This is a genomic window from Flagellimonas sp. L-11 (assembly GCF_056857735.1).
The window spans coordinates 1-12,342 of sequence record NZ_JBSXNR010000076.1; the positions used below are offsets into that span (position 1 = coordinate 1).

8 protein-coding genes are annotated in these 12,342 nt (G+C 44.3%); 4 read left to right on the forward strand and 4 right to left on the reverse strand.

Features of this window, described 5'->3' with window-relative positions; all coding sequences use genetic code 11:
* Window positions 1-126: 126 nt before the first annotated feature.
* From AC13CC_RS15385 to AC13CC_RS15395, 3 genes are all read right to left on the reverse strand, one after another.
* Entirely contained in the window at window positions 127-3,909 is a 3,783-nt protein-coding gene (locus tag AC13CC_RS15385; RefSeq protein WP_482878281.1) for a T9SS type B sorting domain-containing protein, read from the reverse strand.
* A gap of 4 nt (window positions 3,910-3,913) precedes the next feature.
* Complete coding sequence (locus AC13CC_RS15390; protein ID WP_326280383.1) at window positions 3,914-4,357, reverse strand: hypothetical protein; 444 nt, start codon at window positions 4,355-4,357, stop codon at window positions 3,914-3,916.
* A gap of 327 nt (window positions 4,358-4,684) precedes the next feature.
* Window positions 4,685-5,326, reverse strand: coding sequence for a Crp/Fnr family transcriptional regulator (locus AC13CC_RS15395; protein ID WP_482878282.1), 642 nt, complete (start codon window positions 5,324-5,326; stop codon window positions 4,685-4,687).
* 229 nt (window positions 5,327-5,555) lie between these two features.
* On the opposite strand from AC13CC_RS15395, the gene AC13CC_RS15400 reads away from it, so the two are divergent.
* From AC13CC_RS15400 to AC13CC_RS15410, 3 genes are read left to right on the forward strand one after another with little or no spacing between them, the layout of a single operon-like run.
* Window positions 5,556-5,885 carry a hypothetical protein gene (locus AC13CC_RS15400; RefSeq protein ID WP_482878283.1) on the forward strand — a complete coding sequence of 110 codons (330 nt, stop codon included), beginning with the start codon at window positions 5,556-5,558 and terminating at the stop codon, window positions 5,883-5,885.
* Window positions 5,886-5,890: 5 nt separating this feature from the next.
* Window positions 5,891-6,814, forward strand: a complete 924-nt coding sequence (locus AC13CC_RS15405; protein ID WP_326280389.1) for a hypothetical protein — start codon at window positions 5,891-5,893, stop codon at window positions 6,812-6,814.
* 22 nt (window positions 6,815-6,836) lie between these two features.
* Window positions 6,837-8,261: a glycosyltransferase family 2 protein gene (locus AC13CC_RS15410; protein WP_482876438.1), complete on the forward strand. Its 1,425-nt coding sequence runs from the start codon at window positions 6,837-6,839 to the stop codon at window positions 8,259-8,261.
* Here AC13CC_RS15410 and AC13CC_RS15415 read toward each other — a convergent pair.
* A complete protein-coding gene (locus tag AC13CC_RS15415) occupies window positions 8,258-9,496 on the reverse strand; it encodes a YaiO family outer membrane beta-barrel protein (RefSeq protein ID WP_326280393.1) in 1,239 nt (412 codons plus the stop codon). The genes AC13CC_RS15410 and AC13CC_RS15415 overlap by 4 nt on opposite strands.
* 587 nt (window positions 9,497-10,083) lie before the next feature.
* Here AC13CC_RS15415 and AC13CC_RS15420 point away from each other — a divergent pair.
* A partial coding sequence (locus tag AC13CC_RS15420) for a PAS domain S-box protein (RefSeq protein WP_482876439.1) occupies window positions 10,084-12,342 on the forward strand: 2,259 nt, incomplete at its 3' end.

Below are 12,342 nucleotides of genomic sequence, written 5' to 3' on the forward strand. Positions count from 1 at the left end.
GTAAAAGGTATAGTTGGGGTCCTGCTGTGCGCTTACCGAGAGGGAAAGCACAAGGAACAGGGCCAGTAATTGTATGTTATTGAATAGTCTCATCGTTTTTGTATGGTGTTTTTTGTTCTGTTGGTATTAATAGTTGATGAAAATCCAGCCCTGCAATGGAGCGTTGCCGTCCCCTAGGTCGATGACATATAGGTAGGAACCTGCGGGAAGTTTTTCACTTCTGTCCTTGTAGAAGCCTTCCCAGTCATTTTTGTATGATCTGGTGGTCAATACCTCATGTCCCCATCGGTTATAGACTTTCACCACATTATTTGGATAGTTGTCTATCCCCGGTATGATCCAGGCATCGTTGTTGCCGTCGCCATTTGGTGTAAAGGCCTGTGCCGGCACCAATGAAGGTTCTTCACTTGTTGGGAAAGCATCATTCACATCCGCAACGCCATCATTGTCGTCGTCATCGTCCCTACTGTCGGGAATGCCATCGTCGTCCGTGTCCAATGGGAATCCGGATGCATCCGTAGGATCGGTGCCTTCGGCTTCCTCCACCTCGTCGGAATATCCATCACCATCATTATCTGTATCGGCATTGTCACCGGTTCCATCGCCATCGGTATCGGTATCTTCATTGGTATCGGTGGGGAAGTCATCCCCGTCATCTGGAACCCCATCGTTGTCATCATCGGTATCAACATTGTCCCCTAGGCCGTCCCCGTCTGTATCGGTATCGGTTACGCCGTCATTGTCATCGTCCGTATCGGCATTGTCGCCAACACCATCCCCGTCAATATCGGAATCTTCGTTAGGGTCATTCGGGAAAGCGTCTTCAGAATCCGGAATACCATCGTTGTCGGCATCATCATCGGCATTGTCCCCGGTTCCATCTCCGTCCGTGTCGGCATCCTCGGAATCATCCTTAGGGAAAGTGTCTTCTGAATCAGGGGTGCCGTCGTTGTCATCATCCCCATCGGCATTGTCTCCGGTTCCATCACCATCGGTATCGGTGTCCTCGGAATCATCTTTCGGGAAGGCATCCTCGGAATCAGGGGTACCGTCGTTGTCGTCGTCCCCATCGGCATTGTCCCCCGTACCGTCACCATCGGTATCGGTATCCTCGGAATCATCCTTAGGGAAAGTGTCTTCCGAATCAGGGGTGCCGTCGTTGTCATCGTCCCCATCGGCATTGTCTCCGGTTCCATCACCATCGGTATCGGTGTCCTCTGAACCATCTTTCGGGAAGGCGTCCTCGGAGTCGGGAGTACCGTCGTTGTCATCGTCCCCATCGGCATTGTCGCCCGTTCCGTCACCATCGGTATCGGTATCCTCGGAATCATCTTTAGGGAAAGCGTCCTCGGAATCAGGGGTTCCGTCGTTGTCATCGTCCTCGTCGGCATTGTCGCCCGTACCGTCTCCATCGGTATCGGTATCCTCGGTGGGGTCTTTCGGGAAGGCGTCCTCATCGTCAGGGGTTCCGTCGTTGTCATCGTCCTCGTCGGCATTGTCGCCCGTTCCGTCACCATCGGTATCGGTGTCCTCATCGGTATCGTTCGGGAAGGCATCTTCATCATCCGGTGTACCATCGTTGTCGTCGTCATCATCGCATACATTACCCATGCCGTCAGAATCCGTGTCGGTTTGATCTGCGTTGGCAACATTGACACAATTGTCAGTAGCATCGTTTATGCCATCACCGTCCTCATCCGTATCATCCAGTATATTGATCGTAAAGATCTTTTCAAAACTATTTCCTTCTGGGTCTTTAGTGGAAATCCTTATCGAGTAGGAAGTTTTAGTCTCATAGTCAAATACCTCGACCGCTTCCAAATTACCTCCATTAATGGTAAAAGAAGCATTGTCCGTATCACCGGATCCGGATACTATGGCATAGTCATGAGTATCACTTACATCTGCATCCGAAGTACTAAAAGACCCTACTACCTGACCGGCAACATTATTTTCTTGGATCGTATTCTGTGAAATAGAAATATCGGTCGGTGGATTACTAACGTTTAAAATTGGGCTGACCGTAAATTTGTAGTACAACCTGCCAAACTGGTTACCTGCTCCCCCATCTGTGGTTCCACTACCGGAACACTGCTTATATACTCGTTGTAAACCAGTTCCCGAAGGATTGCCCGGAGCTTCCTTTAAAACAACATAATAGCTCACATTGGCCACCAACTCCAAATTGGAAGAAAAGGTAAACTGCACCTCGTTTGCCGGAGTATTTGCTGACATGGTAATCGTCTCTGAAGTCCCCAGCAAAGAGTTAAATTTTACACCAGGACTGGCAGAAGCTGGATCATTATCCGTTTCATGTAGTTCAAGAAACAAATCATAGTCATTATTAGGATCGGTATTGTCCAGTTTTAAGGTAACCGTATTTAAAATACCATTTTCCACAGGTGTGATTGTCTGCCATGCTCCGTACCATCCTGTACTACAGTTCCCCGTAGTATCGGATATTTCGGATTCTATGGAACTTGTACCACTTTCATTGGTCAATTCAATATAAAAGTCCTCTGCACCATTTGGAACGGTAATTTCAACGGTCTCAGAATCGATCACATTATATGATGCATTAATTCCGTTAATGGTAACGCCGCTTGTGGTCAAGAGGTTGGCACCTGTTAGGGTCACCGTTTCCTCATAGGCAGCCGTTTCGGGCGTGAAGGAATTTAGTATTGGAGGCGCTTCCTTAGTATGCAGGTCTTCGCTTATAATCTCGGTGAAAACATTGTCCGTTCCATTGAAATACTCGGAAACAAAATAAAAATCGTAATCCGTATATGCAGCAAGTCCCGTTAGATTAAAAACGTGTTCTATATCTGCGGGCATAGCGGCATTTTCAGCAGTTATTACAGATACCCCGTTATAGTCCACACCGGCTTTTATCTGGGCCTCGGTAGGAGCAGTGGATTCATCCGGTACCAATACATAGTACCCCGTTCCTGCCTCTGCCGTGGTTGCCGCATAATCGGCGGATGCATAGGAAATATTATCAAAGGCCCCAATGGCAGCACTTGCCACTCGTGCGATTATTTCATCGATTTCGGGCAAAGTACCGGCCCCGTAATACCAAATTAGCTCATCACTTTCATTAACACCCAAGTCATCGAAACGAACATAAAGGGCATAAGAACCATCCCCAGTTTCAGTTATAAGATTCGTTGTCGGGTCTTGATTAGTGGCATTGTTAAAACTACAGCAGCTATTGATAGTAGAATAAGCCCTATCCGAATTACTGAAAAATAGGATAGCCTCCTCTGAGGTGGATATTTTTATGGCCTTTGCCTGATCTGCCTGATTATCCAGCGCAACGAATTCTTCGTTAATCAAATTTCCGCGGGTTTTTGTCGGACGATCACTACCTCCCACATAATCATCTCGGGTTCCAACCCAAAGCCTAACATTGGATGCAGGGGATCCACTAATATTGGTGATTTTAACCTTTATGCCTATATAGCCTTCGGGTTGCAATAGTTCATAAATGTTTTCTACCAAAAAGGTCTGGCCATTTATGTCGATATTGCCCGATGTTTTTATTTGTCCGTATCCATCCCCTGTGGTGGGGTTGGTTACCGTAAAATTGCTATAATCAAAAGTTTGGTTATTGAATATGGGATTCAGGACCAAAGATCCATCGGTATTCCAATTGTTCGTACCATCGCCTCCTACGGCCCATTGAATATCCAATGGATAGGTGCTGAAGGTCAACTTTCTATAGGTAGACCCATTATAATAAAAAGGCTGTTCCATATTTCCAGCCGAATTAATGGAGTTTTGGCTACCGTTTCCTATTCTTAATCGGTCGTTGTTCAAAATTCTGTTCGTCTGTGCCAACAGATCGGTAGAATTGAAAAGCAATCCAAAAAGTAGAAGAATACCGATTTTTGTAAAATTTGCTTTCATACTGCTATAGTTTGTTGGTTAATACCCAAGAAGAGTTTTGTTTGGTAAAATGAAATTCGGCATTGGAGTTTTTTTCAATACCCCCAATTATTTGTGAGAGATACATACGGACCAAAACCCTGTCCTCCTCTATGTTCAATGTATGGACTTTAATCAAGGGGTAATTCCCAGCACTTTGCAATTGGTTCTTTTGAATGATTTGAACTGGAATACCCTTCACTGTGAAATATTCCGGTACATCTAGGACCACACCATGGTCCAGTAGGTAAATTTTTGATACCTCATCTAGACTTATTTCAGCTTTTCTCCAAAGGATTTCATTCTCAATAGTTTTGGACAATACTTCTTGGGTTGTATTGGCCCTACTGCTCTGTGCCATTAAATCCTGTACATAAACGGAAAACACCAGTATAAGTGCGAGTATTAATTTTTTTGGTTTTAAAATCATAGGGTTAAGGGTTTAAGGGTTAGCCGATACTTTGATATTTCGGCATAAAATTAATTTTGGTTTTAGAAAGGATTTTCCATTTTTTCCTACAAGGGCAATCCGAACATGTACAATTTTTCTTATTTGTCACAGAGGAAACGGCAAGGCTATAGTTATTATTCGATAAAATCGTTCGCCAAATTGATATTTATCAATTTGAGGTCTTTTCCTACAAATAATATGGAAAAATAAAAGGAAATAGCAGCAAATTGGGATTGGAAAGTCCCCCTGCTTTTATAGATGTTCCCTTCATGAAATCCTTTATGGATTGGAAGCTGGGAGTAAGGCTCAGCTTATTTCCTTCATGAGTCTGGAAAGTGTCTCCGGCCTTATGGCGAGATAGGATGCCAAATGCTTTCGGGGAATTCGCTTCACGATCTGGGGCTTCATATATTGCATAAAAAAGGCCAACCGCTTTCGGGCATTCGGAATTCTTGCCAAATAAACCCTGTGTTCGGCCAAAATATAATATTCCTCGAGCAGTATACGGTTAATGTGCCGCATTTCGGGAAAATGGTTCAAACAGTATTTGTAGTCCTCATATTCCAAATAATCGCAATGCGTTTTTTCCAAACTTTCGATGTATTCTTCACTCTTTTGATTTCTAAAAAAGCCGGTAATCGAGGTGAAAACTTCTTCTTCAGTGTCTATCCATGTTGTTATTTGTGAAGAATCACATATAAAATAACCTCTTACCATTCCCTTTTTGATAAAATAAAGTCGGTTGCAAACCTCCCCGGCCTTGCTAATAAGTTCGTTCTTTTCGAAGGAACAGCTTTTTAGATGCTCAACCAGATAATTTTTCAAACTGGGGCTCAAGGGATAGATTGAGTTGAGAAACAATATGATGAATAGATTTTTCTCTGTATTCTTTTTGGGCAACATGTAAGAAATTGGTTTGGTTTTTTGTTTGGATGGCAAAAGTACCATTTACAAAAGGTTTCTGTAGGTCGCGGACCATGTTTTTCAATTTGGTGAACAAATGTTCTAGGTTTAACAAACCTGCCCGCCTTTTGGTATACCGGGAATGGTCCATTGGGAGCTTTTTTTTTACGCTTCTGACCAATTGTGCACCTCAGTTGAATTAGTTGATGATCGAACAGGATACTTTTCTAATTTTGTGCATTCATTTATAGGGTATATGCAAAAAAGAGTTCTAGTGTTACAAGGGGACCTGGTGATGCGGAAAATATTGGAGCGTATGTTCCATACCAAGGGGTACGACTGTCATTGCCTTGCATCGTTGGCTGAATTTAAGGACAAAGATGTCCAGAGCCATTTTCACGTTGTTGTTACCGATTTGCTTTTTCGTGGCATCAGTCCTCAGGAATACGTGTTAAAATTGAACGGGAGCATAAAATATGATAAACTATTTGTCGTTACAATGTTGGGACAGGAAAAGATAAAGAGAAGCATATCGCGACTCACCACCATAGATGGTTATTTTGATTATCCGGTCGACCTAAAAGAAATTGAAGATAAAATCTGAAGCCGATGCCGTTTGGAAATCTGGAGTTTTTCATCAAAATATTCCTACTTTTTTTGGTGGCCAATATTTTGTTGACATTGTGTGCGGCGCAATGGCGCAGGAGCAAAAACCGCAGGAAAAAGTTGATCGAGGCTGTCTTTGCTGATAAGATCAGTGATTTTCTATATCCCCAAACCGGTAAAAAACCAAGTTTCATTGATGTGCAAAGGGCTTTGAGGAAAGTAGGTGTTAGAGAGGAAAGGCCGGAGAACGTGCAGTTTCTGATCCAGTTGATGATCAGGACCCAACAGGCCTTGGGCGGTTCCAACCGCATCCAGTTGAAAAGGCTGTACGGGCAAATACCCCCTTATAGGGCCTCCATTGATAAACTTCGTAAAAGGGATCCATTTCAAAAAGCCCTGGGCATCAAGGAAATTTATGAAATGGACCAAAACCAGTACATAAAGCAAATTGCAGCTTATCGCGACCACAAAAACATTTATTTGAGACGGGAGGCGCAAATAGCCCTGGTGAGTTTTTTGGGGTGGGATAGTCTAAGGTTCCTCCCATACTTAAGTCGTAAAATCAGTCTTTGGCAGCAGATCAAGATCGTGGAAAAATTACATGATGTATGCAGGGAGCCCAAAGTGGAATACCTCCATTTGGCGTACAAGACCAAGAACCCGGATGCCATAGAATTGATAATCAGGATAATCAAAAAATTCTACCTGCTCTCGGAGGTTGATTATGTTTTTTTAAACCTCAAACATCCGAGCTATGAGGTCAGAAAGGCCGCGATTTATTGTTTGCTCAGCCTTAAAGTGAGGGATGGGGCCATTGCGGAGAGATTGGTAAGGGTCATGGATGGGATACCTTCAAAGATACAGCGGAAACAGGTCTTGAAATATTTGGCCAAGGGAGGCCATACCATTCCTACTCTTTCTCTATAGCACTTTAAAACCGGTTATTGTTATGGAAGTATTCATTCTTAAAAATATAGCTGACCATTTTTTTCTCTTTTATGGGGCCTCCTTGGTTTCCGTGTATTTTTTGGGAATCATCTTTGCCAATATCGGGATTCTAAAATCCAAGCGAAGAAATACTTTTTTAAGCTCTCGCGGAGTGATCAGTGCGTCCGACCTCCCGCATGTCAGCCTCATCGCCCCGGCCTATAATGAGGGGCTGACCATTATCGACAATGTACTTTCGCTTTTGTTGCTTAAATATCCGTATTATGAACTGATCGTGGTAAACGACGGCAGTGATGACGATAGTCTTGAGAAGCTTATAAAGCGCTTTAAGTTGGTCCCTGTAAAAAACGAGATGCCCCGTGGATCCATTAGGACAGCAACGGTCAGGAACATCTATAAAAGTTCCCTGGCCCACTATAAAAACCTCACTATAGTGGACAAAGAAAACGGCGGACGGTCGGATGCAGTAAATGTCGGGATCAATATTGCCGGATCGGAATTGATTTTGTGCACGGATGCGGACTGTATCATCGAGGAGACGGCCATAATCAAGATGGTCACCCCATTTTTGGAAGTGGAGCAACGGGAAGTGGTAGCCTGTGGTGGGGGAATAGGCATTGCAAATGGTTCGCACATCAAAAATGGGGTGTTGAGAAAACTGAACCTTCCGCCCAACCTTTTGGGAAAGGTACAAGTGGTGGAGTATATGAGGGCATTTCTGTTGGGAAGAATGGCCTGGGGAGAGGTCAATGGCCTGATGTTGGTCTCAGGGGCCTTTGGAATGTATCCTAGACAACGGCTTATGGAAATCGGAGGATTTGATCCCAATACCATAGGCGAGGACCTAGAGCTGTGTGTCCGTTTGAGAAGGCATATGGAAAAACTCAAAGTGCCCTATAAGGTAGTTTACCTGCCATTGACCTTGTGTTGGACAGAAGCACCCGATAACTACAATATTTTTGTTAAACAGCGTGACCGATGGGCACGTGGCTTATGGGAGACCTTGAAAACCCATACAAAACTTATAGGAAACCCAAGGTTTAGGGCCATGGGCACGGTTTTTTTGCCCTATTGGGTCGTTTTTGAATTCGGGGCGCCCATAATTGAGTTTGTTGGATTGGTTTATTTGGCGCTGTCTGCCTTTATGGGTTGGGTCAATTGGAAAGTTGCTCTGGAACTGTTCGCTGTCGTTTATCTTTTGGGCTGCATCATGTCCACAGCTGCTGTATTTATGTATGTGAACAATTTTAACCAATACAACAACTTCAAACATATTTTTAAATTACTGCTCGCAGCCTATCTGGAACCGTTCGTTTTTCATCCGGTCCTGGTATATGCGAGCATTAAGGGTTATTTAAAAATGGTGTTCAACATACAGTCTGGTTGGGGCAAGATGACGCGAAAAGGTTTTGTTACGGCCCCTTAGAACCTAAAGCGATACCCTAAATTCAAAAGCCATTGCCTGCCGTTGGTATCGGAGTTAATTTCTTCGAAGAGCAGGCCTGTATCCAAACGTAGGATATGGTGCGGTCCCAACTGAAAGTTAATCCCGCTTCCTACAAAATAGGCATCCAATCCGGGGTTTTCCTGCACTTGGACAAAAAGCGGGCTCTCATCGGGAGAGATGCCCCTGCTCAACCTGACAAAGACATAATTGTCACTTCCGCTGTAGTAGTACCGTGTATTGAACTGATAGTTTTGAATCGTTCGCTCCATCCTTCTCGGCCCAACGGCAGCTCGAAGGTTCAGGTAAAACTTCCCAACATAATGTGTTAGGCCCAAAATCCCGGTAAAATAGTTTTTTCCGTTGATATTCAGTAGTTTGGCCCCGGTTTCTCCTTCAAATCCATCGATAAAACCATAAAACACCGAAGTACTGGCTTTCACATCCGGGAACAAGGATCCAGAGGAAACCCCCAAGCTGCCAAAAAAGTATAGGTTTTCCGTTATGATCGGATAAATATCCATTTCGTACAGTTGGCCCTTATCGAAACCGCGGTCCGAATGGGTGACCCGCCCCAAAAGGGTCGTCTTCTTGAAATTATGCTGGTATTCAAAAATAAAATTTTGCCAATCCTCCCTGTTGTAGTTTTTTCCAAAGCTGAAATACTGGTAGTTCATGCCAAATTCATCACTGACCGTGGCCCTTAGAATAGTATTCAACTGATATCGCTGCCCACCCTTAAGCCCATCGTTTTCAATGAGCTCCAGTGCAAGTTTTCTGGATTCCCCAAGGGAGTCGTTTTCAAAAAGCAACTGTGCTTTCAAGAGTTTAAGTTCCACCTCTCCCGGGTATATGGCCATAAGGGGATCTAAATGGGCCAATGCTTTTTTATGCTCCATCAACCTCATTTGCCTTATAGCCAGGTCTTTGACGGCATAGTAGTTTGGGGCTTTGCGAAGAAGGTATTGAAGGTCTTCCATGGCTTCCCCTAAACGCTTGAGCCTGTGAAATACCCTTATCCTTAGGATGCGGATATCGTGATAATCCGGGGCAAGATCGAGCCCTTTGTTGGCATAGGCCAAAGACATTTCAAGGTTTTGGGCCTTGTACTGGGAGATGCCCTCCTTTAGCAAAACGTCCGTATTTTTCTCTTTTATGCCCTGGGCTGCACAAATTTGTGATGCACAAAACAGCAATAGCACCCCTATTTTTTTCATGGTTATCATTTGGGAAACAAAAATATTTAAAAAAGGCTGCATTTTTACATCCTTGGGCTCTTTACCAAAAAATTCCCAAAGAGTTTTGAACGCGCTAAATCAGCTGGCCATTTAAAAGCGGAATTCAATTTGATCCGTTGTTCGATCTAATGGTAAAGAATTTCAATTTGGGCCGATTTCATGGAACTGTGTTCGGTCCAATCATAGTAAAGGGAAACATACCCAATTACTTTAAATATAACAGAGTAAATATTTGTTGATTATTCCACGATTAAGGAAAATAAACCTATTGTCCCCGTCGTTTTCTATAATAAAACGCAAGAAAAAGAGGCGGAAAATTTTAACTTGAAGGGGCCTTGACCGGCCAAACAAGTCATCATTCGATGATGTTTAACAATCAACGAAAATTGTTTTTTTATATAAAAGATCTTCATACTGGTATTGGTATCGCTCTAAGGTGATGATTTAAAATAAATTGGTTGAAAAATGACCGTTTTCACTATATTTTCAGGCTTTAGATATAAACATTTACAAAGAAATATTGTTTATTTTTCCATGGCAAAACAAACTTAACCCACCAAAAGTAAATGAAAGACTATAGCCCATTGTTCCATGATAACCCAAACCCCATTTGGGTCCATGAAATGGATAGCAAGAAAATTTTGGAAGTGAACAAGGCGGCTTTGGACCTCTATGGATATTCCCGAAATGAATTTTTATCGCTCTCATTTCAAGATCTTTTATCCGACGATGGTGACCTGGGTTCATCGGCATTGTTCATTGATTTGGGCACCAAGAAAACAGCTTCGTCTCAAAAGGCAATAGTTTTTGGGAAGATGGGAAATCCCATACAATGTAAATTCTCTTTTCAGAAAGTGTTTTTTCAGGACAGCGATTGTATAATGGTGACTGCCACAAACATTGAAGATGCACAAGCGATGAATTCGGAGGAGCAATCCTTTTCCGATTACTTGCGGGTAAGGGCTTCACAGATTGCTAAACTGGGATATTGGAAACTGGATATAGCTACGGGAACATTACTATGGTCGGACGAAGTTTATCATATTTGGGGTGAGGAAAAGGATAAATTCAATGTCACTTTCGATTCTTTTTATAACAGTATTCATCCAGATGATAGGTTGCTTTTTGATCAAGAGCAAGGGAGTGCTATGGAAGGTATGCAAGAACTCGATTTTGTCCATAGGATAATTCGCGGCGATGGAAAAATCAAGTGGGTTCACGAAAAGGGCAGGTTAATCACGAACAGTAGGGGCAAGCCACTCTCGTTTGAAGGGACCGCCCAGGATATTACGGCACAAATTGAGGAGGAACAGCAGCTAAAACTCTTGGAGAGCGTGGTGACCCACACCAACGATGCCGTTATGATCACCGATTCGGGACCTTTGGAAGAAGAAGGCCCAAAAATAGTTTATGTAAACAGGGCTTTTACCCAAATGACAGGATACACCCCAGAAGAGGTCATTGGCAGGACCCCTGATATGCTGAGAGGTCCAAAGACCGACAGAAATGAATTGGAACGGTTCTACAAAACCTTGACCAAAGGGGAACCCTGCGAGGTCATCATTGCCAATTATCGAAAAAACGGGTCGCCGTTCTGGATCAATATCGCAGCTTCGCCCGTTAAGGACGTCCAAGGTAGGGTCTCCCATTATATCGCCATCCAAAGGGATGTTTCCTCAAAAATAAATGCCCAGATCGAAAGGGATTTTCTCTCCAAGATCAGCACCACCTTCAAGGATAATGAAGACCTGGGCAGTTCCCTTGAACAGGTGTGCAGGCTGGTCACCCACCATGGGGATTTCACTTTTTGCGAGGTCTGGCTGCCGAGCAGCCACAAAAACAGCCTTCGCTTCGCGGCCATGTACGGGAAGGATGGGGCCGGGGAAACCTTTTACGAACACTCTAGGGAGATCAGGGAAATGGGATTTGGAGAAGGCTTGCCCGGCACGGTATGGGAAACCGGGCAATCGGTGCTCTGGGGCAACATTGACCAAAATGGCCTCTTTATCAGAAAAAAGGCGGCACAACGATCGGGGATAAAGTCGGTGTTGGGCATTCCCCTAAAGCACCGGGGCGCCATTGTCGGCGTATTGGCCGTTGGCACCCCTGAAAATGAAAAACAGTTCAAGGCGCACTTTCCCGTACTGTCCAGATTGGAGGATTACTTGGGGTCGGAGATCAACCGCAAACGATTGGAGGAGGATCTGACGTACCTGTTCGCGACGCTGCCGGACCTTATTTGCCTGTTCGATTTCAGTGGGAATTTCCTTAAAATAAACAAGGCCGGGTGCGAGATACTGGGCTATGCTGAAACCGATATTGTGGGCAATTCATTCTTCAAGTTCATTCACGAAGAGGACGGGGAAATTTCCAATGAACTGCTCCAAAAGATAACGGAGGGACAGGAAACCTTCGAGATCGAGAACCGCTACATCACCAAAACGGGCAAACCGGTCTGGCTCAGTTGGCACTGCAGGGTAGTGTTGGACGAAGGGGTGGTCTACGCCACGGCCAAAGATATCACGGAACCCAAAAAATTACAGGAATTGGTCTCCGATGCATTCCGATTGGCCAAAATAGGCGGCTGGGAAATCGATATGATCCATGAAAAGCTGACATGGTCGGAAGGGGTGCACCAAATTTATGGGACCGACCCACTGAGCTATGGGCCGGAGCTGGAAGGTGCCATTGAATTTTACAGGGAGGACCACAGGGAAAGGGTCAAGGAAGCCATAAGCTCGGCAATGGAAAATGGGTCGCCCATAGAGTTTGAGGCAGCATTGATATCCGCCAAGGGCAATGAGAAGTGGGTCAGGGCGATGGGA

Bases quoted from the DNA above. Each gene is read 5' to 3' on its own strand.
- AC13CC_RS15385 (WP_482878281.1), bottom strand. From the start codon at position 3,909: ATGAAAGCAAATTTTACAAAAATCGGTATTCTTCTACTTTTTGGATTG.
- AC13CC_RS15390 (WP_326280383.1), bottom strand. From the start codon at position 4,357: ATGATTTTAAAACCAAAAAAATTAATACTCGCACTTATACTGGTGTTT.
- AC13CC_RS15395 (WP_482878282.1), bottom strand. From the start codon at position 5,326: ATGGTACTTTTGCCATCCAAACAAAAAACCAAACCAATTTCTTACATG.
- AC13CC_RS15405 (WP_326280389.1), top strand. From the start codon at position 5,891: ATGCCGTTTGGAAATCTGGAGTTTTTCATCAAAATATTCCTACTTTTT.
- AC13CC_RS15410 (WP_482876438.1), top strand. From the start codon at position 6,837: ATGGAAGTATTCATTCTTAAAAATATAGCTGACCATTTTTTTCTCTTT.
- AC13CC_RS15415 (WP_326280393.1), bottom strand. From the start codon at position 9,496: ATGAAAAAAATAGGGGTGCTATTGCTGTTTTGTGCATCACAAATTTGT.